General features: G+C 70.5%; 26 protein-coding genes and 4 tRNA genes. 6 read left to right on the plus strand and 24 right to left on the minus strand.

The genetic code is table 11. The annotated features are described in order from the left end of the window. Window positions 1-86 precede the first annotated feature (86 nt). The 8 genes from rplL to JW592_RS22435 all read right to left on the minus strand — a co-directional run bounded on the left by rplL (window position 87) and on the right by JW592_RS22435 (window position 5,497). Window positions 87-476, minus strand: a complete 390-nt coding sequence (gene rplL / locus JW592_RS22400; RefSeq protein WP_209266994.1) for a 50S ribosomal protein L7/L12 — start codon at window positions 474-476, stop codon at window positions 87-89. Between the two features lie 133 nt (window positions 477-609). Beyond that, on the minus strand, window positions 610-1,182 hold the full coding sequence (gene rplJ, locus JW592_RS22405) for a 50S ribosomal protein L10 (protein ID WP_209266995.1): 573 nt from the start codon (window positions 1,180-1,182) through the stop codon (window positions 610-612). Between the two features lie 368 nt (window positions 1,183-1,550). Then, the gene (locus JW592_RS22410) at window positions 1,551-2,414 is read right to left on the minus strand and encodes an SCO4651 family lipoprotein (protein WP_209266996.1); all 864 of its coding nucleotides are present in this window, start codon (window positions 2,412-2,414) and stop codon (window positions 1,551-1,553) included. Between the two features lie 200 nt (window positions 2,415-2,614). Further along, the gene (rplA, locus tag JW592_RS22415; protein WP_209266997.1) at window positions 2,615-3,337 is read right to left on the minus strand and encodes a 50S ribosomal protein L1; all 723 of its coding nucleotides are present in this window, start codon (window positions 3,335-3,337) and stop codon (window positions 2,615-2,617) included. 85 nt (window positions 3,338-3,422) lie between these two features. Beyond that, on the minus strand, window positions 3,423-3,857 hold the full coding sequence (rplK, locus tag JW592_RS22420) for a 50S ribosomal protein L11 (protein WP_209266998.1): 435 nt from the start codon (window positions 3,855-3,857) through the stop codon (window positions 3,423-3,425). 184 nt (window positions 3,858-4,041) lie between these two features. Beyond that, window positions 4,042-4,950, minus strand: coding sequence for a transcription termination/antitermination protein NusG (gene nusG / locus JW592_RS22425; RefSeq protein ID WP_209266999.1), 909 nt, complete (start codon window positions 4,948-4,950; stop codon window positions 4,042-4,044). Window positions 4,951-5,023: 73 nt separating this feature from the next. Beyond that, the gene (secE, locus tag JW592_RS22430) at window positions 5,024-5,305 is read right to left on the minus strand and encodes a preprotein translocase subunit SecE (RefSeq protein ID WP_099883449.1); all 282 of its coding nucleotides are present in this window, start codon (window positions 5,303-5,305) and stop codon (window positions 5,024-5,026) included. 119 nt (window positions 5,306-5,424) lie between these two features. Beyond that, window positions 5,425-5,497 (minus strand) — tRNA-Trp (locus JW592_RS22435). A 247-nt stretch (window positions 5,498-5,744) separates the two neighbouring features. Here JW592_RS22435 and JW592_RS22440 point away from each other — a divergent pair. Then, a complete protein-coding gene (locus JW592_RS22440) occupies window positions 5,745-6,983 on the plus strand; it encodes a pyridoxal phosphate-dependent aminotransferase (protein ID WP_209267000.1) in 1,239 nt (412 codons plus the stop codon). A gap of 128 nt (window positions 6,984-7,111) precedes the next feature. After that, a complete protein-coding gene (locus tag JW592_RS22445) occupies window positions 7,112-8,167 on the plus strand; it encodes an adenosine deaminase (protein ID WP_209267001.1) in 1,056 nt (351 codons plus the stop codon). A 10-nt stretch (window positions 8,168-8,177) separates the two neighbouring features. Here the strand turns inward: JW592_RS22445 and JW592_RS22450 are convergent, their stop codons facing one another. After that, window positions 8,178-8,801, minus strand: coding sequence for a TetR/AcrR family transcriptional regulator (locus tag JW592_RS22450; protein ID WP_209267002.1), 624 nt, complete (start codon window positions 8,799-8,801; stop codon window positions 8,178-8,180). Between the two features lie 79 nt (window positions 8,802-8,880). On the opposite strand from JW592_RS22450, the gene JW592_RS22455 reads away from it, so the two are divergent. Further along, entirely contained in the window at window positions 8,881-9,516 is a 636-nt protein-coding gene (locus JW592_RS22455) for an NAD(P)-dependent oxidoreductase (RefSeq protein WP_209267003.1), read from the plus strand. Between the two features lie 22 nt (window positions 9,517-9,538). On the opposite strand, the gene JW592_RS22460 is transcribed toward JW592_RS22455, so the two are convergent. The 6 genes from JW592_RS22460 to JW592_RS22485 all read right to left on the minus strand — a co-directional run bounded on the left by JW592_RS22460 (window position 9,539) and on the right by JW592_RS22485 (window position 12,318). After that, window positions 9,539-10,612, minus strand: a complete 1,074-nt coding sequence (locus tag JW592_RS22460) for a UDP-N-acetylmuramate dehydrogenase (protein ID WP_209267004.1) — start codon at window positions 10,610-10,612, stop codon at window positions 9,539-9,541. A gap of 118 nt (window positions 10,613-10,730) precedes the next feature. After that, window positions 10,731-11,165 (minus strand): MaoC family dehydratase, encoded by a 435-nt coding sequence (locus JW592_RS22465; RefSeq protein WP_209267005.1) that lies wholly within the window; start codon window positions 11,163-11,165, stop codon window positions 10,731-10,733. 5 nt (window positions 11,166-11,170) lie between these two features. Beyond that, the gene (locus JW592_RS22470; RefSeq protein WP_209267006.1) at window positions 11,171-11,632 is read right to left on the minus strand and encodes a MaoC family dehydratase N-terminal domain-containing protein; all 462 of its coding nucleotides are present in this window, start codon (window positions 11,630-11,632) and stop codon (window positions 11,171-11,173) included. A 244-nt stretch (window positions 11,633-11,876) separates the two neighbouring features. Then, complete coding sequence (rpmG, locus tag JW592_RS22475) at window positions 11,877-12,041, minus strand: 50S ribosomal protein L33 (RefSeq protein WP_019354206.1); 165 nt, start codon at window positions 12,039-12,041, stop codon at window positions 11,877-11,879. 91 nt (window positions 12,042-12,132) lie between these two features. Then, a tRNA-Met gene (locus JW592_RS22480) sits at window positions 12,133-12,205 on the minus strand. A 40-nt stretch (window positions 12,206-12,245) separates the two neighbouring features. Next, window positions 12,246-12,318: transfer RNA gene (locus JW592_RS22485), tRNA-Thr, on the minus strand. A gap of 319 nt (window positions 12,319-12,637) precedes the next feature. On the opposite strand from JW592_RS22485, the gene JW592_RS22490 reads away from it, so the two are divergent. Next, window positions 12,638-13,924, plus strand: coding sequence for an amidohydrolase family protein (locus JW592_RS22490; protein ID WP_209267007.1), 1,287 nt, complete (start codon window positions 12,638-12,640; stop codon window positions 13,922-13,924). 47 nt (window positions 13,925-13,971) lie between these two features. After that, complete coding sequence (locus JW592_RS22495; protein ID WP_209267008.1) at window positions 13,972-14,652, plus strand: NAD(P)H-binding protein; 681 nt, start codon at window positions 13,972-13,974, stop codon at window positions 14,650-14,652. An 85-nt stretch (window positions 14,653-14,737) separates the two neighbouring features. Here the strand turns inward: JW592_RS22495 and JW592_RS22500 are convergent. Further along, window positions 14,738-14,819 (minus strand) — tRNA-Tyr (locus tag JW592_RS22500). A gap of 261 nt (window positions 14,820-15,080) precedes the next feature. Between JW592_RS22500 and JW592_RS22505 the strand changes: the two genes are divergently transcribed. Continuing rightward, the gene (locus tag JW592_RS22505; RefSeq protein WP_209267009.1) at window positions 15,081-15,569 is read left to right on the plus strand and encodes a YajQ family cyclic di-GMP-binding protein; all 489 of its coding nucleotides are present in this window, start codon (window positions 15,081-15,083) and stop codon (window positions 15,567-15,569) included. Between the two features lie 309 nt (window positions 15,570-15,878). Here the strand turns inward: JW592_RS22505 and JW592_RS22510 are convergent, their stop codons facing one another. The 8 genes from JW592_RS22510 to JW592_RS22545 form a co-directional block, all read right to left on the minus strand. Continuing rightward, window positions 15,879-16,283 carry a YccF domain-containing protein gene (locus JW592_RS22510; protein WP_209267010.1) on the minus strand — a complete coding sequence of 135 codons (405 nt, stop codon included), beginning with the start codon at window positions 16,281-16,283 and terminating at the stop codon, window positions 15,879-15,881. Next, on the minus strand, window positions 16,280-17,146 hold the full coding sequence (htpX, locus tag JW592_RS22515; RefSeq protein WP_209267011.1) for a zinc metalloprotease HtpX: 867 nt from the start codon (window positions 17,144-17,146) through the stop codon (window positions 16,280-16,282). The genes JW592_RS22510 and htpX overlap by 4 nt, the downstream gene beginning before the upstream one ends. 166 nt (window positions 17,147-17,312) lie before the next feature. Further along, window positions 17,313-18,941: an NADH-quinone oxidoreductase subunit N gene (locus JW592_RS22520; RefSeq protein ID WP_209267012.1), complete on the minus strand. Its 1,629-nt coding sequence runs from the start codon at window positions 18,939-18,941 to the stop codon at window positions 17,313-17,315. Beyond that, window positions 18,938-20,524 (minus strand): complex I subunit 4 family protein, encoded by a 1,587-nt coding sequence (locus JW592_RS22525; RefSeq protein WP_209267013.1) that lies wholly within the window; start codon window positions 20,522-20,524, stop codon window positions 18,938-18,940. Before JW592_RS22525 ends, JW592_RS22520 begins: the two co-directional genes overlap by 4 nt. Before the next feature lies 1 nt (window position 20,525). After that, entirely contained in the window at window positions 20,526-22,586 is a 2,061-nt protein-coding gene (locus JW592_RS22530) for an NADH-quinone oxidoreductase subunit 5 family protein (RefSeq protein ID WP_209267014.1), read from the minus strand. Then, entirely contained in the window at window positions 22,583-23,023 is a 441-nt protein-coding gene (gene nuoK / locus JW592_RS22535; protein WP_209267015.1) for an NADH-quinone oxidoreductase subunit NuoK, read from the minus strand. The genes JW592_RS22530 and nuoK overlap by 4 nt, the downstream gene beginning before the upstream one ends. Continuing rightward, complete coding sequence (locus tag JW592_RS22540) at window positions 23,023-23,718, minus strand: NADH-quinone oxidoreductase subunit J family protein (protein ID WP_372446556.1); 696 nt, start codon at window positions 23,716-23,718, stop codon at window positions 23,023-23,025. The genes nuoK and JW592_RS22540 overlap by 1 nt, the downstream gene beginning before the upstream one ends. Then, on the minus strand, window positions 23,715-24,320 hold the full coding sequence (locus tag JW592_RS22545) for a NuoI/complex I 23 kDa subunit family protein (protein ID WP_209267070.1): 606 nt from the start codon (window positions 24,318-24,320) through the stop codon (window positions 23,715-23,717). Before JW592_RS22545 ends, JW592_RS22540 begins: the two co-directional genes overlap by 4 nt. Window positions 24,321-24,357: the final 37 nt, after the last annotated feature.

Raw genomic sequence — 24,357 nt, forward strand, 5'->3', positions numbered from 1 at the left:
CCCGCGGTTCACCGCGATGACTCCGCGGCCCGGCGGCCCTACGAGGAAGCCGCCGTACCGGGAGCCGATGACTCATCGAGTCAGGGTCACTTGACCTCGACCGAGGCGCCGGCGCCCTCGAGGGACTCCTTGGCCTTGTCGGCGGCGTCCTTGGCGACCTTCTCGAGGACCGGCTTCGGGGTGCCGTCCACGAGCTCCTTGGCCTCCTTCAGACCCAGCGAGGTCAGCTCACGCACGACCTTGATGACCTGGATCTTCTTGTCGCCGGCGCCGGTCAGGATGACGTCGAACTCGTCCTGCTCGGGCTCGGCCTCGGCGGCGGCAGCGCCGCCACCCGGGGCTGCGACGACGGCGGCGGCCGGGGCAGCGGCCTCGACGTCGAACTTCTCCTCGAACTTCTTCACGAAGTCCGACAGCTCGATGAGGGTCATCTCCTCGAACTGGGCAAGCAGTTCGTCCTGGCTGAGCTTCGCCATGGTTGTGGTCCTTCCACTTCAGTCGGCTGGTGCCGGATCAATATGTCGGCGGGCTTACGGCCCGCTGTGACCGAGTACCGTCGGTTACCGGTCCGGCCGGTCACCCGCGCCTGCGGGCCACCGGGGACGGCACTTACTCGGACTCGGTCTCGGCGGGAGCCGTGGTGTCGGCACCGCCCTGCTCTTCGACCTTGCTGCGAAGCGCGTCCGCGGTGCGGACGAACTTCGAGAGCGGGGCCTGGAAGGTCGCCGCGGCCTTGGCCATGGACGCCTTCATGCCACCGGCCAGCTTGGCGAGCAGCACCTCACGGGACTCGAGGTCCGCGAGCTTCTTGAGGTCGTCGGCGCCGTACAGCGCGCCGTCGACGATGCCGCCCTTGATCACGAGGGCGGGGTTCTCCTTGGCGAAGTCACGGAGACCCTTCGCCGCCTCGACCGGGTCACCGGTCACGAAGGCGACAGCCGAGGAGCCCGTCAGGAACTCGTCGAGCTCGTTGATCCCGGCCTCCTTGGCCGCGATCTTGGTCAGCGTGTTCTTCACCACTCGGTACTGAGCGTTGTCACCGAGCGCACGGCGCAGCTCCTTGAGCTGGGCCACGGAGAGTCCGGTGTACGCGGTGACCACAGCGGCGTTCGAGCCACGGAACTTGTCCGTGATCTCGTTGACGGCTGCGATCTTGTCGGGAGCGATCTGGTCCCTCGCCATGGGCCTCGGCCTCCTTCCGGGTGATGAGGACCGCTCGGAAGGGGCGAACACAACAAACGCCCCAGCGCAGGCGCATGGGGCGTGGACTCGACCGGAGTGCATGCCGCACCTCGGGAGTTCTTCCTCATTCACCTGCGCGGGTCGTCCGCAGCGAGCGGATCCTTCGGCCGTCGGCGCTCTGTGTGCGCACGACGACGACCAGCGGTCTTTGGCTTCGTAAGGAGATTACGCGAAGGGGCCCGGGACCGGCAAATCCGGTCCCGGGCCCTGGAGCCTGTGCGGGCGCAACGCGCCAGTGCGACTGCGCGGGTGCGCGGGTGCGCCGGTGCAACACGCCTGCGGCGCGCTCGCGGGGCGCGGCTCGCGGCTCAGCTGAGGCTGTTGCCACCCATCGCGGCAGCGGCGTCCGTCGTCTCCCCGGCGGGCGGAGCCTCAACCGTCACCGTGGTGCCGTAGTCGGTGTAGAAGTTGGTGGCGTCCACGCTCGTCGCACCGTCGGTGCTCTTGGCCACCTCGCGCTTCTTGACCAGCAGGTCGTCCTGATCGATCCACAGATCGATCTTCTCCTTCTTCAGACCCTGCTGCTTGAACTGCCGCTCCAGCGCCTGCAGGTCGCTCTCGGAGAGGTCCTTCGACTGCATCCGGGTCAGCTCGGAGACGGATATCGTGCCCGAGTAGTGCGTGGTCTTCTTGCCGCGGACCGTCTCGGTGCCGAGCGCCTTGACCTTGCCCGAGGCCAGTACCAGCTGGACCGAGCGCGCCGGGTTGTTGTTCTGCATCTGGTCCTTGAGCATGGCGCCCGAGGCGCCGCCCTTCTCGGCCAGTGTGTCGTAGTCGTACTTCATCCACTTCTTGCCGCCGGGGGCACCGGTGGCGGGCGCGACGTACATCGCGTCGGGCAGGTAGATCGCCTTCGCCTGGCCGCCCGTGCCCATGGTGAGGTCGGCCTGGCCCTTCATACCGCCACCGGACCAGTCGAAGGCGCCCTTCATGCTGGTGTTCATGGTGCGGCCCTGGGCCGTCTGCTTGTTGACGCCCTCGACCTTGGCAGAGTTCTGCTTGTCCGTGGCCGTCGACGCCTTCTTCAGGGCCGCGAGGGCGCTCTGGACGGGCGAGTCGCCGCCCTTGGCGCTGTTGTCGCCACCGCCCCCCGACTTCTCGCTGCCGCACGCCGTCAGGCCCGCCATCAGCGCGATTCCCGCCGCAGCCGCGGCCAACCTGGTGTTCCGCATGGGACTCCCCCTCGTTGTGGGCGGGCCCACCCTGGGCCCCCGTGTTCACCGGCACCTTATGCAACGTCGTAGACGACGCAACCACTGGGAGGGGTTCCCGAGCGGTAGCGGCGAAACCCCCGTACGGAAACGGCGAAGGCCGGTGCCCACCCCGTGCGGGGCGGGCACCGGCCTTCGGGCGCCTGCGGGCCGGTCGCGGATCAGGCCGCGGCCGGGTCCTCCTCGACCAGGAGGTTGCGGGTGCGGTTCGGGTCGACCGGGATGCCGGGGCCCATGGTGGTGGTGAAGGAAGCCTTCTTGATGTACCGGCCCTTCGCCGCCGCGGGCTTCAGCCTGGTGATCTCCTCAAGGGCCGCGGCGTAGTTCTCGACGAGCTGCTGCTCGTCGAAGGACGCCTTGCCGATGATGAAGTGCAGGTTGGCGTGCTTGTCGACACGGAACTCGATCTTGCCGCCCTTGATGTCGCCGACGGCCTTGGCGACATCGGGGGTGACGGTGCCGGTCTTCGGGTTCGGCATCAGACCACGCGGACCGAGCACCCGGCCGAGGCGGCCGACCTTGCCCATCAGGTCCGGGGTGGCGACGACGGCGTCGAAGTCGAGACGGCCGCCGGCGACCTCCTCGATGAGTTCGTCGGAGCCGACGATGTCGGCCCCAGCGGCCTCCGCCGCCGCAGCACGGTCGCCGGTCGCGAAGACCAGGACCCGGGCGGTCTTACCGGTGCCGTGCGGGAGGTTGACGGTGCCGCGGACCATCTGGTCGGCCTTGCGCGGGTCGACGCCCAGGCGCATGGCGACCTCGACGGTCGCGTCGAAGTTCTTCGTGGAGGTCTCCTTGGCGAGGCGGACGGCCTCCAGGGGCGCGTACTGCCGCGTCCTGTCGATCTTCGAGTCCGCTTCGCGGAGAGTCTTGCTGCGCTTCACTGCTGCTCCTGATGGTATGGAGTCGTGGTGCGGGCCAGCGCTTGGCCCTGCCACGGGGATGGGGTCAGATGCCGGTGCCGGGGGCTCAGCCCTCGACGGTCACACCCATGGAACGGGCGGTACCGGCGATGATCTTCTCCGCCTGGTCCAGGTCGTTCGCGTTGAGGTCGGGCATCTTGGTCGTGGCGATCTCGCGCACCTGGTCGCGGGTGATCTTGGCGACCTTGGTGCTGTGCGGGGTGCCGGAGCCCTTCTCCACACCCGCGGCCTTGAGGATCATCTTCGAGGCCGGCGGCGTCTTGGTGATGAAGGTGAAGGAGCGGTCCTCGTAGACCGTGATCTCCACCGGGATCACCCAGCCACGCTGCGACTCGGTCGCGGCGTTGTACGCCTTGCAGAACTCCATGATGTTGACGCCGTGCTGACCCAGCGCCGGACCGACCGGCGGAGCCGGGTTGGCGGCGCCGGCCTGGATCTGGAGCTTGATCAGCCCCGCGACCTTCTTCTTCTTGGGAGGCATGTTCTCTCCGGGTCCTGGTGAGTTGCGACTCCCCCACCCTTCACCCGGGCGGAGGCATACCGCACAACGATAGCCCGTACCGTTCCGCGGCTTGAAACCGAGCAGGTCAGGAAGGGCGCGAGCGCCTTCCTGACCTGACCGGAAGCTGTTTTCCCGCCCCTGGGCTCCCGCCGGGGCCGGTGAGTCAGTTCTTCTGGATCTGGTCGAAGCTCAGCTCGACCGGGGTCTCGCGGCCGAAGATCTCGACAAGGCCCTTGACCTTCTTCGAGTCGGCGTTGATCTCGTTGATGGTCGCCTGGAGGGTGGCGAACGGGCCGTCGGTGACGGTGACCGAGTCGCCGACCTCGAAGTCGAGCACCTGGACCTCGACCTTGCGGCCGGGACCACCCGCGGGCTTGCCCTCCTCGTCGGCCGCGGCGGCCTTGGCGGCCTTCTCCTCGGCCTCCGGCGCGAGCATCTTGACGATCTCGTCGAGGGTCAGCGGGTACGGGTCGTAGGCGTTGCCGACGAAGCCGGTGACACCGGGGGTGTTGCGGACGACGCCCCACGACTCGTTGGTCAGATCCATCCGGACCAGCACATAGCCGGGCAGCTTGTTCTGGCGCACGGTGCGGCGGTCGCCGTTCTTGATCTGGACGACCTCTTCCTGCGGCACCTCGGCCTGGAAGATGAAGTCCTCGACGTTGAGCGAGACGGCGCGCTGCTCCAGGTTGGTCTTCACGCGGTTCTCGTAGCCGGCGTACGTGTGGATCACGTACCACTCGCCGGGCAGGTGGCGCAGCTCGTCGCGGAGCTGGGCGACGGGGTCGACCTGCTCCTCCTCGGCCTGAGCCGCTTCCTCGGCCCCTGCGGCCTCCGCCTCGGCAGCCTCTTCGGCTGCGGCCTCGTCGGTCTCCTCGTCCGAGGCGTCGGAGGGGGCCGTGGCCTCGGCCTCGCCCTCCTCGCGGACGGCGGCCTCCTCGGCGGGCTCACCGGCAGCGCTCTCGGCGGCTTCCGCACGGTCGACGCTGCTGTCCGCTGCCTCGACGATGTCGCGCGCCGTGTCGTCGCCCTCCGCGGGCTCGACGGCATCGTTCATGTTCGGCTCAGACACGGTGGCTGCTTCTTCCTGGCTTCAAGGGGTCGAACACGCGGAAAGCCCCGCGGAGGGGGCTCTTCGCGGAGGGTCAGCCGAAGACGTGTTTCATGACTTCGGTCAGCCCATAGTCAATCACGAACACCAAAGCGATGATGATGATGACAAAGACGATCACCACGCTCGTGTACGTGGAGAGCTGCTGCCGCGTCGGCCAGACGACCTTCCGGAGCTCCGCGACGATCTGGCGGTAGAAAAGCGCGAGCCGGGCCACCGGCCCCTTCTTCGCCCGCTTTCCGCCCTTGCGGGGCTTCTTGCCTTCGGACGACCCTCCGGGCTCGGGGACCTCGGTGGTATCCGTGATCTCCGTCACTCGTCCTCACCTGATCCGGGTCGTTGCCCTGCGGCGTCCGGCCCGGCCGCACGGCGGTGCAATTCAGTGCATTCCATGTACACAGTACGCAAGCACACACCTCGGCGACGTGTGTGTAGCAGGGCCGGAGGGACTCGAACCCCCAACCGCTGGTTTTGGAGACCAGTGCTCTACCAATTGAGCTACGACCCTTTGTGTCTCCCTCAACCTACCGCATCCACGCGGTCGCATGGAGTGCGCTCCACGCGCAGACGGTGAGTGACGGTTGAAGGCCAACGACGTGAGATTGTACGTGCTCTGCGGCCGGGCGTCGAACAGGATGTGCCGCTGTCGCCCTCCTTCGCCGTGTTGCCCACGTGCCGCCGATGTGCCGCCGATGTGATCCAGCCGCCGCCGAACCCCGGTGCCCCGCCGCCGCCCGGTCTGGGAACATGCCTGTATGAGCGCAGCGACTCCCCCTGCACAGTCCCCGTCCGAGCGACGTCTTTCGGCCCGTATCAGCGCGATCTCCGAGTCCGCGACGCTGGCCGTGGACGCCAAGGCAAAGGCGCTGAAGGCCGCCGGCCGACCGGTGATCGGCTTCGGCGCCGGCGAACCCGACTTCCCGACGCCCGACTACATCGTCGAGGCGGCCGTGAACGCGGCGCGCGACCCGAAGAACCACCGCTACTCCCCCGCCGGCGGACTTCCCGAACTGAAGTCCGCGCTGGCCGACAAGACGCTCCGCGACTCCGGTTACGAGATCGACGCGTCCCAGGTGCTGGTCACCAACGGCGGCAAGCAGGCCATCTACGAGGCGTTCGCCGCGCTGCTCGACCCGGGCGACGAGGTCATCGTGCCCGCTCCGTACTGGACCACCTACCCCGAGTCCATCCGGCTCGCGGGCGGCGTCCCGGTCGAGGTGACCGCGGACGAGACGACCGGCTACCGGGTCTCGGTCGACCAGCTGGAGGCAGCCCGCACCGAGAAGACGAAGGTGCTGCTGTTCGTCTCGCCCTCCAACCCGACCGGCGCCGTCTACCCGCGCGAGCAGGTCGAGGAGATCGGCCGCTGGGCGGTCGAGCACGGGCTGTGGGTGCTCACCGACGAGATCTACGAGCACCTGGTCTACGGCGACGCGCAGTTCACCTCGCTCCCGGCGATCGTGCCCGAGCTGCGCGACAAGTGCGTGGTCGTCAACGGCGTGGCCAAGACGTACGCCATGACGGGCTGGCGCGTGGGCTGGCTGATCGGCCCGAAGGACGTGATCAAGGCCGCGACCAACCTGCAGTCGCACGCCACCTCCAACGTCAGCAACGTCTCGCAGGCCGCCGCACTGGCCGCCGTCTCCGGCGACCTGGACGCCGTATCCGCGATGCGCGAGGCGTTCGACCGGCGCCGTCGCACCATCGTGCGGATGCTGAACGAGATCGACGGTGTGCTGTGCCCGGAGCCCGAGGGCGCGTTCTACGCCTACCCGTCGGTCAAGGCGCTGCTCGGCAAGGAGATCCGCGGCAAGCGGCCCGCCACCACCGTCGAGCTGGCCGCGCTGATCCTGGAAGAGGTCGAGGTCGCGGTCGTACCGGGTGAAGCCTTCGGCACCCCCGGCTACCTGCGGCTGTCCTACGCGCTGGGCGACGAGGACCTGGTGGAGGGCGTCTCCAGAATCCAGAAGCTGCTGGCCGAGGCCCAGGACTGAGACAGCTGGGGCAGCTGGGACAACTGAGACAGCGGTCTCCTGCGGGCGGGCCCGGGCGGATGCCCCGGGCCCGCTCGCGTATTCGGACCGTCCCCTTGACGGGAACCGGCTACCTTCCCGGCGGTCGGATGCGGCAGGATCTTGGGATGTTGCACTCTTCCGGAGAGCGGGATCTGCGTACGCTGCCGAAAGCCCACCTGCACCTGCACTTCACGGGGTCGATGCGACCCTCCACGCTGCTGGAGCTGGCCGACAAGTACGGCGTGCACCTGCCGGACGCGCTCAGCGGTGGCGAGCCTCCCAAGCTGCGCGCGACCGACGAGCGCGGCTGGTTCCGGTTCCAGCGGCTCTACGACATCGCGCGGTCCTGTCTGCGGGAACCGGAGGACATCCAGCGCCTGGTGCGCGAGGCGGCCCAGGAGGACGTACGGGACGGCTCCCGCTGGCTGGAGATCCAGGTCGACCCCACCTCCTACGCGCCCCGGCTCGGCGGTCTCATCCCCGCGCTGGAGATCATCCTGGACGCGGTCGAGTCGGCCTCCCGGCAGACCGGGCTCCGCATCCGCGTACTGGTGGCGGCGAACCGGATGAAGCACCCGCTGGACGCCCGCACACTGGCCCGGCTCGCGGTGCGCTACCGGGACCGCGGCATCGTCGGCTTCGGGCTTTCCAACGACGAACGGCGCGGCTTCGCACGCGACTTCGACCGCGCCTTCGCCATCGCCAGGGAGGGCGGGCTGCTCGCGGCACCGCACGGGGGCGAGCTGTCGGGGCCCGGCAGCGTACGGGACTGCCTGGACGATCTGCGCGCCACCCGCGTCGGGCACGGGGTGCGCGCCGCCGAGGACCCCTGGCTGCTGGCGCGGCTGGCTGAACGGCAGGTGACCTGCGAGGTGTGCCCCGCCTCCAATGTGGCGCTGGGCGTCTACGACAAGGTCGAGGACGTACCCGTACGGGCGCTGTGGGACGCGGGCGTGCCGATGGCGCTGGGCGCCGACGACCCGCTGCTGTTCGGCTCGCGGCTGGCTGCGCAGTACGAACTGGTGCGCCGCGAGCACGGGTTCTCCGACGCGGAGCTGGCCGAGCTGGCCCGGCAGTCGGTACGCGGCGCCTCGATGCCTCCGGACGTGCGGGACGCGGTGCTGGCCGACATCGACGCCTGGCTGGCCGCCGAGCCCGGCTAGCGCGCGGCTCTCATCGCGGGGCCAGGCCGTGCAGCAGGGTGCTCACCAGGCCGCGCACGAAGTCGGCGAGCGGTTGGTCGGGGCGCTCACCCGCGGCGAAGTCGTAGAGGAAGGCGCGCTGTGAGCAGGCGCCCAGCAAGAGCGCGGCGGCGGCGTCCACGTCGGCGTCGGACCGTACCGCGCCGCGTGCGCGCTCGGCGCGCAGATAGGCGGCGAGGGCCACCAGCGGAGTGCGGGGTCCCGCACCGAGTTCGCGTACGCCCTCGAAGTGGCGGCGCTTGAGGACCGGTTCGGCGAACAGCGAGGCGGCGATGGGGACGCTCTGCTCGTAGAAGAGGGCCGCGTGCTCGGCGATCTCGGTCAGATTGCGCTCCAGCCCGCGCTCTCCGGGGTCCTGCGCCAGCTCGCTCAGCAGCGGGTTGAGGCGGGGCAGCCGGTCGTGCAGCACGCGGACGAAGATCTCCTCCTTGCCGGAGAAGTGCTTGTAGAGCGCGGCCTCCGAGCAGCCGGCCTCGCGGGCGATCTCCTTGGTCGTGGTGCGGGCCAGGCCGATGGTGCGCAGCAGGTGGTCGGCGGCGTCCAGGATGCGCTCCCGGGTGGGCCGGGCCCGCTGGGTTGACTCGCGAGTGGACATTCACCCACTCTAGCGGTAAGTGAATACTCACCCACCCTCGGCGGAACGCCGCGGAGTGGCACAGGAGAGGCACAACGGCATGCGCTACACGATCTTCGGCGCCACCGGCGGCACCGGCCGGCAACTGGTACGACGGGCGCTGGACGCGGGCCACAAGGTGACAGCGGTGGTACGGAACCCCGAGCGGCTCCCCGTACGGCACGACCTGCTGGAGGTCGCCGCCGCCGACGTACGGGACCCCGAGGCGCTGCGTCCCCTGGTCGCGGGCGCGGACGCCGCGCTCTCGGCGCTCGGCTCCCCCACCAACAAGGGTGCGGGCATCGCCTCGACCGGGACCCGCGCGATCCTGAGCGCCCTCCAGGCGGAGGGCGTGGAGCGCTGCATCGCCGTCAGCGCGGCACCTGTGGGCACCCAGCCGCACGACGAGGGTCGGTTCCACCGCGCTGTGGTGCTGCCCTTGGTGCGCCGCGCGTTCCAGAACATCTACGCGGACCTGGCCGTGATGGAGGAGGAGATCAGGTCCAGCGCACTGCGGTGGACAGTGGTGCGACCGCCGCAGCTGACCGACCGGCCCGCCACCGGTCAGTGGCAGCAGCGCGAGGGCTCCGCCGTACCGGGGCGCCTCCGCGTCACCCGCGCGGACCTCGCGGCCGCGATGCTGACGATGGTCGACAACCCGGACACCGAGCGGAAGGTCATCGGGGTGGCCAACTGAGCCCCGGTATGCGCGGCGCCGTCTACAGCGCGCAGCCGACCATCACCGGCTCGTTGGTGAGGGTGACACCGAATGCGGCCTGAACCCCCTCGCGCACCTCGCGGGCCAGCGCGAGCAGGTCGGCCGTGGTGGCCGAGCCGCGGTTGGTGAGCGCCAGGGTGTGCTTGGTGGAGATCCGGGCCGGTCCCTGGCCGTACCCCTTGGTGAAGCCCGCCTTGTCGATGAGCCAGGCCGCCGAGGTCTTGGTGCGCCCCTCCCCGGCAGGGAACGCGGGCGGCGCCACCTCGGGTCCGAGCCGGTCGCGCACCCGTTCGACGAAGACGGCGAAGTCGGCGTCGTCCAGGATCGGATTGGTGAAGAAGGAGCCGGCCGACCAGGTGTCGTGGTCCTCCGGGTCGAGCACCATGCCCTTCCCCGCGCGCAGCCGCAGCACGGCCTTCCGCGCGGCGTCGGCCGGTACGCGGTCGCCCGGCTCGACGCCGAGGAGGCGTGCCGTCTCCGCGTACTTGATGGGCGCGGACAGCCCTTCCGCGTCCTCCAGGGCGAAGCGGACCCGCAGCACAACATGGCGCGAGTGGTCGGCCTTGAACCGGCTGTGCCGGTAGGAGAAGCCGCACTCGGCGTTGGTGAGCGTGACCGTCTCGCGGGTCAGCCGGTCGTAGGCGACGACCTCGGTGAGCGTGCTGGAGACCTCCTGGCCGTACGCTCCCACGTTCTGGATGGGCGTGGCGCCTGCGGAGCCCGGAATACCGGCCAGGCACTCGACACCGGCCAGCCCCGCCTCGACCGTACGCGCCACGGCGTCCGACCAGTTCTCGCCCGCCGCCAGCTCCAGGCTCGTGCCGGAGAGCGAGAAGCCGCTGGTCGCGATGTGCAGAACGGTGCCGGGGAAGCCCTCGTCGGCGATGACGAGGTTGCTGCCGCCCGCGATGATCAACAGCGGTGTGCCGCTGTCGTCGGCCTCGCGGACCGCCGCGATCACCTCGTCGTCGGTGGTCGCCGTGACCAGCCGCTGGGCCGGCCCACCCAGGCGCAGCGTCGTCAGCGGGGCGAGCGAGACCAGAGGGACACCGGAGTCAACGTAGAGTTCCTGCACGCGCTCCAGAGTACGGGGGCGTACGCGCCACGGCGCACCGGCCGCCGCCGAGGGGCGGCCGGTGCGAGGTGGGTACGGGTCTCAGGCGACCTGGGGGGTTGGGGCGGGGTCGGGTGCCTCAGGCGAGCCGGACGACAGCGCGGGACATGCCCAGCACCTTGGCGCCGGCGCTGGTGACCGTCAGGTCCACCCGCACCGTACGGGCCTCGTCGTCCAGCTTCTTGGCCACCTTGGCGGTCACCTCGATGGCCGCACCCGCGTCGTCGTCCGGTACGACGACCGGCTTGGTGAAGCGCGCGCCGTACTCCACCAGCGCGCCGGGGTCGCCCGTCCAGTCGGTCACCACCCGCGCGGCCTCGGCCATGGTGAACATGCCGTGCGCGATGACATCGGGCAGGCCGACGTCCTTGGCGAACCGTTCATTCCAGTGGATGGGGTTGAAGTCCCCGGAGGCACCGGCGTATCTGACCAGCCGGGCGCGGTCAACCGGGAAGGTGCGGGAAGGCAGTTCGGTGCCCACCTCGACGTCGGCGTAGGCGATCTTCGCGGTCATCCCGGTCACTCCCCCTCGGCGGCTTCCGCCGCACGTGCCACCAGCTTGGTGAAGACGGTCACCACCGGTTCGCCCGCCGCGTCCGAGACCTCGCCCCGGATGTCGAGGATCTCGTTGCCGGCCAGGGACTTGATCCCCTCGATGGTGGAGGTGACGGAGAGCCGGTCCCCGGCGCGGACGGGACGGTGGTAGGCGAACCGCTGGTCCCCGTGCACCACTCGGTCGTAGTCCAGGCCCAGCTTCGGGTCGCGGATCACATTCGCCGCCTCCTGGAAGGTGACGGTGAACACAAAAGTGGGAGGGGCGATCACGTCCGGGTGACCGAGCGCCTTGGCCGCCTCGGCGTCCGTGTAGGCGGGATTGTCGTCACCGATGGCCTCGGCGAACTCGCGGATCTTCTCCCGGGCGACCTCGTACGGCCTGCTGGGCGGGTACGTCCGCCCGACGAAAGACTGATCGAGTGCCATCGGCGGCGCCTCCTGCGGCAGTGTGGCGGTTACACAGCGGATGCGGCTTCTTCTACACGGCGGGCACGGGTTCGCGGACGTCGGGCGCCCGGGGCGGTCCCGTACCGGAGCGGCGTCCCGTACCGGAGCGGTGTCCGGAGCCCGGAGCCGTGGCCAGGGGTCCGGACGCAGGCACGAGGCGGCATCCGGACACAGCACGAGGCCGACCCCGACGAGCGGGGACGGCCTCAGAGCATGAGAGGAATCAGCGCGTCTCGCGGTGCACCGTGTGCCGGTTGTCGCGCGGGCAGAACTTCTTCATCTCAAGCCTGTCCGGGTTGTTGCGCCGGTTCTTCTTCGTGATGTAGTTCCGCTCCTTGCACTCCACGCAGGCCAGCGTGATCTTCGGGCGGACGTCTGTGGCAGCCACGTTGAGTGCTCCTTGACGAACGGACGGGTTTTAACGCAGAAAGAGTAGCCGATCGGAGGACCGACCCCACAATCGGCTACTGTCGGTGAAGTAGCGGTGACCGGACTTGAACCGGTGACACAGCGATTATGAGCCGCTTGCTCTACCGACTGAGCTACACCGCCACGATGCGGCGACCTCCCGACGGAAGATCTCTCACATCAGAGCCCCAAAACGGAATCGAACCGTTGACCTTCTCCTTACCATGGAGACGCTCTGCCGACTGAGCTATTGGGGCGAGCGGTGAAGACATTACACGTCCCGCCGCCAAACGTGAAATCGGTATTCGCGCCGCCGCCGCGCCACGATCTTGTCCCGGATCGTGCCGGTACGTGCTCCCTCCCGTGTACCCGGTACCGGCTGCCTCAGGCGGCCGGTTTCAGCCCCCTCAGGCGCCGATACCGCACTCCCTCAGCACCCGGTACCGCCTCCCGCCCGCGCCCCTCACCACCCGCCCCGACCGGCTCCGGCACCACACCGGTACGACTATTCGTCTCCTCCCCGCCGCCGCTCACGGCGCGTCATACGCTCATCTCCAGATGCGACGTGGGAGCCAGATGACCGACAGCGAGCCGCAGGAGCCGGAAAAGGCGGGCCGGGATTTCCGCGACGCCGCCGCCCGGCATTCCGCCCGCCCGGCACGCTCCCTCGTGCTGTGCGGCGCACGGCTCGCGGACGGCCGCACCGTCGACGTACGGCTCGTCGGCGAACGCATCGAAGCCGTCGGCACAGCCGGCAGCCTCGGAACCGGGCAGGACAGCGCCACCCGTATCGATCTGTCGGGCTACCTGCTGCTCCCCGCCCCCGCCGAACCCCACGCGCACTACGACACCGCACTGACCGCCGAACCCCCCGCACCCCCCACGGAGCTCGCCGCCGAGGACGTACAGCGGCGCACCACCGAAGCCGCCCTCCTCCAGCTCAGCCAGGGCGCGACCGCGCTGCGCACCCATGTGCACATCGGGGACGTCGCCGGACTCCGCTCCCTGGCCGCGGTGCTGCAGGCCCGCAGAGCGCTGCGCGGCCTGGTGGACCTGAGCGCCGTCGCCGTGCCCCGGCTGCTGACCGGTGCGGCGGGCGCCGAGGGACTCTCGATGCTGCGGGACGCGGTCAAGATGGGCGCTGCTGCGGTCGGCGGCTGTCCCGACCTGGACCCGGACCCCGGCGGCTACGTGGAAGCGGTGCTGGAGGTCGCCGCCGAGCACGGCTGCCCGGTGGACCTGCACACCGACGGCAGCGACCCGGCGCGCCTCGCCCGACTGGCGGCGGCGGTCGGCGGACTGCGGCCCGGCGTCACCATCGGCCCGTGCGGCGGACTCGCCCGGCTGCCGCACCAGGTGGCGCAGCGCTCCGCGGGCCAACTGGCCGCCGCCGGAGTGACCGTGGTCTGCCTTCCGCAGGGCAACTGCGGCGTCCTGGAGCGCCCCACCCCCACCGTGCCCTACCGGACGGCCCCCGTACGGGTGCTGACGGCGGCCGGAGTCACGGTCGCCGCGGGCAGCGGTGCCCTGCGGGACGCCGCCAACCAGGTCGCGAGGGGCGACCCGTTGGAGGCCGCCTACCTGCTCGCCTCCCACGGCGAGGCACGCCCGCACGGCGCCTACGAGGCCGTCAGCACCCGCGCACGCGCCGCGATGGGGCTGCCCGAGGTACGTGTCGAAGCCGGCTTCCCCGCCGAACTGCTCGCGGTCCGCGGCACCGAACTGACCGGAGCACTGTCGCTCGCCTACAGCCGGATCGTCGTCCACCGGGGGCGCGTGGTGGCACGCACCAGCGCCGTACGCGAGTACTGCGACCTGGTGGGGGCACGCGAATTGGGACTCCCCCGTCAATCGCAGGGCTGACCCACCGGGTGCGCCGATGGCTCCCACGAGAGGCGTACGGTCGAGACATGCGCACAGTCATCGCTGGTGGACACGGTCAGATCGCACTGCGGCTGGAGCGGCTGCTCGCCGGGCGCGGGGACGGAGTGGCGGGCATCGTACGCCGCCCGGAACAGGCGAGCGCCCTCTTGGCAGCGGGCGCCGAACCCGTCGTGTGCGACCTCGAGACGGCGAGCGTCGAAGAGGTCGCCCGGCACCTGGAGGGCGCCGACGCGGCCGTCTTCGCAGCCGGAGCCGGACCCGGCAGCGGCAGCGCACGCAAGGAGACGGTCGACCACAAGGCAGCCGTACTGTTCGCGGACGCCGCCGAGGCAGCCGGCGTACGGCGCTATCTCATGGTCTCCGCGATGCGCGCCGACGCCGCACTGCGCGGCACCCCCGAGGGCATGGACCCCGTCTTCGCCGACTACCTGCGCGCCAAGGGCGCCGCCGACGACGACCTGCGGGCCCGCGACCGCCTCGACTGGACCGTCCTGCGCCCCGGCCGCCTGACCGACGACCCGGGCACCGGCCGTGTCCACCTCGCCCCCGAGACCGGCCGCTCCGAGGTGACCAGGGACGACGTCGCAGCCGTCCTCATGGCGCTCCTCGACGAACCCCGCACCGCCGGCCTGACCCTGGAACTGGTGGGCGGCCGCATGCCGATCCCTGAGGCGATCGACGAAATCGCCGGAGTAGAAGCCGGCTGACCCAGCCGAGACCCCCACCCGACCGACACAGCCACCAACGAAAAGCGGCCCCCTCGCGCTGACGCGAGGGGGCCGCTCCCTGCTGTGGCGGCGCTAGGATTCGAACCTAGGAAGGCTGAGCCGGCAGATTTACAGTCTGCTCCCTTTGGCCGCTCGGGCACACCGCCTGGGATTGCTGCCCGACACCCCGCTCGGGGCGGTGCGCCTTGGCAACGGTGTAAACCATACCCGATGGCCGGGGGTGGTTCGCCACCCGGTTGATCAGTCGGGGGAGAGCCGCTGGACGCGTCCGCCCAACGGCCCCTCGGGTGCTGCTCGCGACGCCCCTCGCCAGCCGGAGCCGGGCCGCCGATGCGGGTGGCTAGGCTTTGCGCACGGCCCTCGTGGGCCGTTTTCTGCCGGATCTATGTACGAGGAGCCAACTCACCATGGCCGACTCCAGTTTCGACATCGTCTCGAAGGTCGAGCGGCAGGAGGTCGACAACGCGCTGAACCAGGCCGCGAAGGAGATCTCCCAGCGCTACGACTTCAAGGGTGTGGACGCCTCCATCGCGTGGTCGGGCGAGCGGATCGAGATGCGGGCGAACTCGGAGGAGCGAGTGAAGGCCGTGCTCGACATCTTCCAGTCCAAGCTGATCAAGCGCGGCATCTCGCTGAAGGCGCTGGACACCGGGGAACCGCAGGCATCCGGGAAGGAGTACCGCATCTCCGCGTCGCTCCAGGAGGGCATCTCCCAGGAGAACGCGAAAAAGGTCGCGAAGGTGATCCGGGACGAGGGGCCCAAGGGCGTCAAGGCCCAGGTGCAGGGCGACGAACTGCGGGTGACGTCCAAGAGCCGGGACAGCCTTCAGGAAGTCATCGCCCTGCTCAAGGGCAAGGACTTCGACTTCGCCCTGCAGTACGTGAACTTCCGCTGAGGTTCGCGCACCACTTGGTGTGTCTCGGTGCGCCTCGGTGCCCCTCGAGGCGTCTCGGTGCTCCCCGGGGCGTCTCGGTGCACCCGGTGCGTCTCGGTGCACCCGGTGCGTCCTTTTGCACTTCAGGGCGTCTCCGTGCACCTCGGTGCGGCCTCGGTGGAGCGCGCGGGCCCGCCATCGGCGGGCGTACGCGTCGTCGATCGGGCGCGTGAGCCCTCACCGGGGGTGTGGAGCGTCACCGGGTGCCCAGAGCGTCACCGGCCCGCTCGGCTACGGCCTGCGCCGCGGCCGAGCGGGGGGGTGTGAGCCCTACCAGCGGTATCCCGGGTAGGCCGCCTGGGCGCCGCTGGGGACGATCTCGCGGCCCAGGGGCATCAGTGAGACCGGGATCATCTTGAAGTGGGCCAGCCCGAAGGGGATGCCGATGATGGTCACGCAGAGCGCCGCGCCCATGGTGATGTGGCCGATCGCGAGCCAGATGCCCGCGAAGACGAGCCAGACGATGTTCCCCGCACCGGACGCGGCCCCCGCGTCCGGGCGCTGCACGACCGTCCTGCCGAACGGCCACAGCGCGTAGGCGGCGATACGGAAGCACGCCAGGCCCCAGGGGATCGTGATGATCAGAATGCAGCAGACGACTCCCGCCAGGACGTAGCCGAGGGCCATCCACAGCCCGGACAGGATCAGCCAGATGAGGTTGAGGAGAGTTCTCACTCTCGCCAGCCTGCCATCTTCTCCAGCCGGGCGACACGCTCCGCCATCGGCGGGTGGGTGGAGAAAAGTTTCGTCATCCCGCCCTCGCCCCTGCGGAAGGGGTTGGCGATCATCATATGGCTCGCGGTCTCCAGCCGGGGCTCCGGCGGCAGGGGCAGCTGCGCCGTGCCCGCCTCCAGCTTGCGCAGCGCGGAGGCGAGCGCCAAGGGATCGCCGGTGAGCTGTGCGCCGGAGGCGTCCGCCTCGTACTCGCGGGAGCGGGAGACGGCGAGCTGGATGAGGGAGGCGGCGAGCGGGCCCAGCAGCATGATCAGCAGCATGCCGAACAGGCCCGGCCCCTCGTCGTCGTCGGAGCGCCCGAAGGGGATCAGCCAGGCGAAGTTGACCAGGAACAGCACCACGGAGGCCAGGGCGCCCGCGATGGAGGAGATGAGGATGTCGCGGTTGTAGACGTGGCTGAGCTCATGGCCCAGGACGCCGCGCAGCTCGCGCTCGTCCAGCAGGCGCAGGATGCCGTCCGTACAGCACACCGCGGCGTTGCGCGGATTGCGGCCGGTGGCGAAGGCGTTGGGTGCCTGGGTGGGCGAGATGTAGAGCCGCGGCATGGGCTGCCGCGCGGCCGTGGACAGCTCCCGGACCATGCGGTACAACTGCGGGGCCTCGAACTCGCTGACCGGGCGGGCCCGCATGGCGCGCAGTGCGAGCTTGTCGCTGTTCCAGTACGCGTAGGCGTTGGTGCCAAGCGCGACCAGCAGTGCGATCACCAGGCCGGTGGTGCCGAAGAAGCTCCCGATGACGACGATGAGAGCGGACAGCCCTCCGAGGAGCAGAGCTGTCCTCAGCCCGTTGTGCCGGCGGTGCACGGTACGCCCTCCAGATGGTGCCGCGGAGCCCTGAGCCGGGCAGACCTTCCGCCCTCAGCAGCCCCGTCCAGTGGACCCTCCCGTTTTCGTCAACGGAGAGTGGGCGTTCTCAGTTCCCCCGGTGTGCTTCCGGTGTGGTTCCGCTGTGCCCTGCCGGCGCGAGCGCTCAGAACAGCGCGGTACCGGCGAACCTGAGCACCAGCTGCGGCGCCCCCGAGGCGGCCAGGGCGAGCGCCCCGGTCAGCGCGACAGTCACCGCGAGGGGCACGGAAAGGCGTGGGAGAGCGGGGACCGCTGCCGCTGCCGGCCCGGCGGCCGCCCCGCCGACCACCTCTCCGGCCACCCCGCCGGGGGCCTCAGCAGCCGGCTCGGCGGCGACGGGGCGGAAGAGCAGCGCCGTCCATGTGAGGTAGTACACAAGGGCGATGACCACGTTGAGGGCCATCACGACGGCGAGCCAGCCCAGGCCCGCGTCCACGGCCGCCTGGAAGACGGTGACCTTCGCGAACAGCCCGACGACACCCGGCGGCAGTCCGGCCAGGCACAGCAGGAAGAAGGCCAGCGCCGCGGCGGCGAGCGGGTGCGTCCTGGCCAGGCCGCGGTAGTCCGCCAGACGGCCGTTTGAACCGTACGGCTGGACGGCGGCGACGACGGCGAAGGCGCCCAGGTTCACGACGGCGTACATCAGCGCATAGGCGAGCGTCGCGCCCACCGCGCGGTCCGGCTCGTCCGCGTACCCTGCGGCGGCGATCGGGACGAGCAGATAGCCCGCCTGTCCGACCGACGACCAGGCGAGCAGCCGGACGGCTCCATGGGCGCGGTCGGCGCGCTGACGCAGTGCGCCCAGGTTGCCGACGCTCATCGTCAGTGCGGCGAGCACCGCAAGCACGGGCCCCCAGGCGTCCGCGTACGAGGGGAAGGCTCGTACGGCGACCAGGATCAGCCCGGAGAACCCCGCCGCCTTGCCGATGACCGACAGATAGGCGGCAACCGGCACCGGGGCGCCCACATAGGTGTCCGGCACCCAGAAGTGGAACGGTGCGGCGGCGGTCTTGAAGGCGAAGCCCACCAGTGTGAGTGCCACACCGGTCGCCGCGAGGGTGCTCAGCCGGCTGTCGACCTCGGGCAGCGCCTGCGCGACGGTGCCCAGATGCATGCTGCCGGTGGCGGCGTAGACGAAGCTGACGCCGAGCAGCATCACGGCTGTGGCCGTGACGGAGGACAGGAAGAACTTCAGCGCCGCCTCGGACGAGAGCCGCTCGCCGCGCCGGAGGCCGACCAGGGCGAACGCCGGGAGCGAGGCGACCTCCAGGGCGACGACGAGGGTCGCCAGGTCGCGTGAGGCGGGCAGCAGCGCGGCGCCGGACGCCGAGGAGAGCAGCAGGAACCAGAACTCCCCCGCGGGCAGCTGTTCCTGGCGTACGGCTGTGATGGACAGCAGCGCGGTCACAAAGGCGCCGCCCAGGACGAGAAGCTGCACGGTGAGGGCGAAGGTGTCCGCGACGTAGCTGCAGTCACGGCTCGCCGAGGTGAGGCAGAAGGTGGTGCGGTCGTCACCGATCAACGGCAGCAGCGTCAGCCCGGCACTGCCCAGCGCGAGGGCCGACAGCCATCCGAGCAGCCCCTTGTGGCGCTCGGCCAGGAACAGATCGGCCACGAGGACGACCAGCGCGGCGAGCGCGACGATGACGGGCGGTGCGACGGCCGCCCAGTCGATGCTCTGCACGAGGTGACCGCCGGCGGCGAGATCGACACCGTGCGCGTGGGCGTCCTGTGGTGCGGTGAGCGCTGTCATCGGGTCACTCCTGGCAGCAGGCTCTGGACGGCCGGGTCCATCAGCCCGAGGAGGGCCCCGGGCCACAGGCCGGCGACGACGGTGAGGACGACCAGGGGCGTCCAGGCTGCGTACTCGTAACCACGCACATCCGGCACGGTGGCCAGGCCCTCCGCGCGCGCCTCGGCAGGGTCTCCCATGCATACGCGGCGCACCACGAGGAGCAGGTACGCGGCGGTCAGCAGGGTGCCCAGGGCGCCGAGGGCCAGGAACACCAGGAAGGCGGGCCTGCTGAGTCCCGCCGCCGGGTGATAGGCGCCCAGCAGTGCCAGCAACTCGCCCCAGAAGCCGGCCAGCCCGGGCAGCCCCAGGGAGGCCACCGCACCGAAGGCGAGCAGCCCGCCGAGGCGTGGCGCCCTCCCGTAGAGAGCGCCCCCGGTGATGCCGGCCAGGGTGTCGAGGTCGCTGGTGCCCGTGCGGTCCTTGAGCGCGCCGACGAGGAAGAACAGCAGGCCGGTGACGAGGCCGTGCGCGAGGTTCGCGTAGAGGGCGCCGTTCACACCCGTGTGGGTGAGCGTGGCGATGCCCAGCAGGACGAAGCCCATGTGGCCGACGGAGGAGTACGCGATCAGCCGCTTGAGGTCGCCCTTGGCGCCCTTTCTCGCAAGAGCGAGGCAGGCGAGCGACCCGTAGATGATGCCCGCGACGGCGAACGCGGCCAGGTAGGGAGCGAACGTGTGCGCACCGTCCGGCACGCCCGGCAGCACGATCCGTACGAACCCGTAGGTGCCCATTTTCAGCAGCACGCCCGCCAGCAGGACGGAGCCCACGGTGGGCGCCGCCGTGTGCGCGTCGGGGAGCCAGCTGTGCAGGGGCCACATGGGCGCCTTGACGGCCAGGCCGAGGCCGATGGCCAGGGCTGCGATCACCTGGGTGGTGTGGCCCAGGCCCGACCCGTGCGCTTCGGCGAGTCGCACCATGTCGAACGTACCGGCGTTCAGGCCGAGAACCAGCAGCCCGAGCAGCATCACCACGGAGCCGAGGAGCGTGTACAGGACGAACTTCCACGCCGCCGGGCCCCTTCCCTCGCCGCCCCATCGGGCGATGAGGAAGTACATCGGGACGAGCACCGTCTCGAACGCCAGGAAGAAGAGCATCAGGTCGAGCACGGCGAACGTGGCGAGCGTTCCGCACTCCAGCAGGAGCAGCAGTGCGACGAACGCCTTGGGGCTCGGCCCCTGCGGCATTTTGGCGTAACTGTAGAGCGCGCACAGGAACGTCAGCAGTGCGGTGAGGACGAGCAGCGGCAGCGACACGCCGTCGGTGCCCAGGTGCAGCCGCACGCCCAGGGCGGGAATCCAGCTGACGTCCGACTCGGCCTGCATGGTGCCCGGCCGGTCGTGGTCGAAGCCGACAGCCAGCAGGACGGTGAGAACGAGTACGGCGCCGGTGACGGTCACCCCGTGCCGCAGTACCGCCTGGTCCGGGCCGCGGCCGCGCAGGCCGGGCGGCGCCGGCAGCAGTGCGGCGAGCGCACCGAGCAGCGGCAGGACGACGACGGCGATCAGGAGCCCCCGCAGGGCGGTGTCGTCGAGCGGGATCACGTCACGCCCCTCCGTTTCCGGTCATGGCCAGCACGGTGATGACGGCGAGCACCAGGGAACCCGTCAGCAGCGCTCCGAGGTAGGTCTGCACATTGCCCGTCTGGGCGCGCCGGACGGCGGCCCCGAGCAGTTGCGAACCGCGCCCGGCACCGGCCACATAGGTGTCGACCACCTCGCGGTCCAAGAAGCGCACCAGTCGTGCGGCGCCCTGGACGGGGCGTACGACTGCGGCGCTGTAGAGCGCGTCCAGGTGGAAGCCGGCCGCCGCGTGCCTGTGGAGCGGTCCGAGGAGCAGTACCCCGGGGTCGGCGTCGTGTTCCGGATGGAGTGCGGCCAGCGCGCTGCTGTGCCGCCAGGTCGCGTAGGTGAGGAGGCCGCCCACCAGTGCCACTCCGGTGGCGAGCACGGAGGTGGTCAACGTGGGCTTGAGGGACGCGTCGTCGAACCAGTCGGGCAGTACGAGAAAAGCCAGCCCGAGGACGAGGGAAGGCAGCGCCAGCACCCATAGGACGGCGGTCATGACGGCGGGTGCGGGCCGGTGGGCGTGCCCGTCGCGCTCGGCGGGTCCGTGCGCCGGTCCCGGGGTGGCGAGCTCGGTCTCGGGCGCCTGCTGCGGCACCTCTTCGGGGACGTGTTCGGCTGCCTTCTCGCTCTTGACGGCGAGCGGGGCCACGGCGGACGCGCCCCGGAAGGCCAGCAGCCACAGCCGCGCCGCGTAGGCGGCGGTGAGCAAGGCGGTGACCAGACCCGCGACGAGGACGATCCAGCCCGCGCTCGCCGGGATCGCGTGCGCTCCCCCGAATGGCGGGTGAGCCTCGCCGAAGGCAGCGTGCTCGGCCGCGGCCAGTACGGCCTCCTTGGAGAAGAAGCCGGAGAACGGCGGGACGGCCGCCAGCGCCAGCAGCGCGATGGTCATCGTCCAGAAGGCGTCCGGCGCCCGCTTGGCGAGGCCGCTGGTACGGGCCATCACGGTCAGCGAGTTGGTGCCCGCGGCGTGGATGACGACTCCGGCCGCGAGGAAGAGCAGCGCCTTGAACGCACCGTGGGTGAGCAGGTGGAAGACGGCGGCACCCCGGTCGGCGACGGCCAGCGCGGCTGCCATGTAGGCGAGCTGGCTGATGGTCGAGTAGGCGAGTACGCGTTTGATGTCGTCCTGGGCGAGCGCGGCCAGTGCCGAGCCGGTCATGGTGAGCGCCGCCAGCACCGCGAGGACGACCAGCGCCGCTGTGGAGGAGGTGAAGACGGGCAGCAGCCTGGCCACGAAGTAGATACCCGCCGCGACCATGGTGGCCGCGTGGATCAGCGCCGAGACCGGTGTCGGGCCCGCCATCGCGTCCGGCAGCCAGGAGTGCAGTGGCAGCTGCGCCGACTTGCCCGCGACGCCGGCCAGCAGCAGCAGCGCGATCAGCGTGGGGTGTGTCAGCTCGAAGCCGGAGAGGCTGGAGGTGAGACGGGTGACGACCGTGCTGATGCGGAAGCTGCCCATCTCGGAGGCCAGCGCCAGAATGCCGATGAGGAAGGGAACGTCACCCAGTTTGGTGACGAGGAACGCCTTGAGGGAGGCGGCCCGCGCGGCCGGGGTCTCCCAGTAGTGCCCGACCAGGAAGTACGAGCAGATGCCCATGACCTCCCAGCCGACGAGCAGCACGATCAGATCGTCGCTGTAGACGACGAGGAACATCGCGGCTGTGAAGAGCGAGACCAGCGCGGCGTACGAGGAGTAGCGCGGGTCGTCGTGCAGATAGCCGGTGGAGTAGAGCTGCACGCAGGTGGCGACGACGCCGATGAGGACGGCGACCAGGACGGCGAAGCCGTCGAGGTTGAGCGCGAGCTGGATCGGGAGCGCTTCGTTGCCGGTTGGCGCCAGCTCGGTGGCCGCCCGGACCGGGGTGCCTCCGCCCTGCCGGGCCGCGACCACGACCGCGAGGGCCGCGGCGGCGAGGGTGGGCAGCACGGCGAGCGGGCGGACGAAGCCGGGGGCGCGACGGCCCAGCAGCAGCCCGGCGAGGGCTCCGAGTGCCGGGAGAACGGGGACGAGCGCTGCGAGTGTCGTGGTGCTCACGCGTGCCGCCTCCCTGCGGCCGGCCCCTGAACCCGCTGGTCGGAGCCGTTCTCGGCGTCGTTGTCAGTGGCCGGTGCCACACTCTTCTCATCGCGTGATCCGCCGCTGGGCTCGCCCCCTGATGGGCCGCCGCTCTCGCGGAGGTCCCGAAGTCTGTCGATGTCGGAGCTGCCGCGGTTGCGGTAGACCAGCAGGACGATCGCCAGACCGATGCCGATCTCGGCCGCGGCGATCGCGATGGTGAAGAGGGTGAGCGCCTGGCCCGCGTGCAGGGTGTCGCGGAGCCAGACGTCGAAGGCGACGAGGTTGAGGTTGACGGCGTTGAGCATCAGCTCGACGGCCATCAGGACGAGGATGGCGTTCCTGCGCGCGAGGACGCCGTAGAGGCCGACGCAGAAGAGGAGGACGGCGAGGACGGCGGGATAGGCGAGGTGCATCAGCGCTCACCGGCCCGGGGGGCCTTGGGCCCGGACTGCTGGGCGGACTGTGGGGACTGTGGGGAGGGCTGTTCGGTGGTCCGCCGGGTGGCGCGTTCGGAGGCGTTCTCCCGCCGGGAGAGGACGATGGCGCCGACGAGCGCGGCCAGGAGGAGGACGGAGAGCGCTTCGAAGGGCAGCACCCAGTGCCGGAAGAGGGCAGCTCCGGTCACCTCGGAGGAGCCACGGCCCGCTCCGGCGACCGCGTCCAGATCGATCCAGGTGGCGCGGAAGGCGTCGACGACCACGGTGACGAGGGTGGCCGCGGCCGCGAGGGAGACGGTGAGCGCGATCCAGCGATTGCCGGAGTCGGCGTCGGGCGAGCGCCCGATCGGCGCCTTGGTGAGCATCAGGCCGAAGAGGATGAGGACGACGACGGAACCGACGTAGATCAACACCTGCACCCAGGCGATGAACTCGGCGGTCAGCAGGAGGTATTCGACGGCGACCCCGCCGAGCGCCACCACCAGCCACAGTGCGGCGTGCACGAGCTGCCTGGTGACCACGGTGATCAGCGCCGCGCCGAGGGTGACGAGCCCGACGAGGAGGAAGACGATCTCGACCCCGGTGGGTGAGAGGAAGCCGGGGTGGCCTGCGGCCAGCGGTGCGGTGGGGAGCGACGCCGTGGGGGCGGACAGTGCGGAGAGGGTGATCACTGGGCACCTCCCTGCGAGTCCTCGCCGGAGGGCTCGGCGGTCGCCTGGGGCGGGTGCTCCCGGTGGGCGGCGAGCCGGTCGGCCTCGGCGGCCTGGGCTGCCTTGTCGGCGGCCTTGCGGGCCGCCGCCAGCTCCTTGGCCTCCTCGGCCGCCTCGTCCAGCGGCGGCGGTTCGGGCACGGTCCACATCCACTCGCGGAGCTTGTCCCGCTCGTGGGTCAGCTCGTGGATATCGGTCTCCGCGTATTCGAACTCGGGCGACCAGAACAGGGCGTCGAAAGGACAGACCTCGATGCAGATACCGCAGTACATGCACAGGGCGAAGTCGATGGCGAACCGGTCGAGGACGTTGCGGCTGCGCTCACGGCCACCAGGCGCGGCGGGAGGCACCGTCTCCTTGTGGGAGTCGATGTAGATGCACCAGTCCGGGCACTCGCGGGCGCAGAGCATGCAGACTGTGCAGTTCTCCTCGAACAGGCCGATGACGCCCCGGCTGCGGGGCGGCAGTTCGGGCTGCACGTCCGGGTAGTGCTCGGTGACCGAGCGACGGGTCATCGTCCGGAGGGTGACGGCCAGGCCCTTGGCCAGTCCGGAGCCGAACATTCCGCGCTTGGCGCCGGACCGCGTGGCCCCGGTCGGC

It is taken from the genome of Streptomyces spirodelae (genome assembly GCF_017676385.1).
In the GTDB taxonomy this organism is placed as follows: Bacteria; Actinomycetota; Actinomycetes; order Streptomycetales; family Streptomycetaceae; genus Streptomyces; species Streptomyces spirodelae.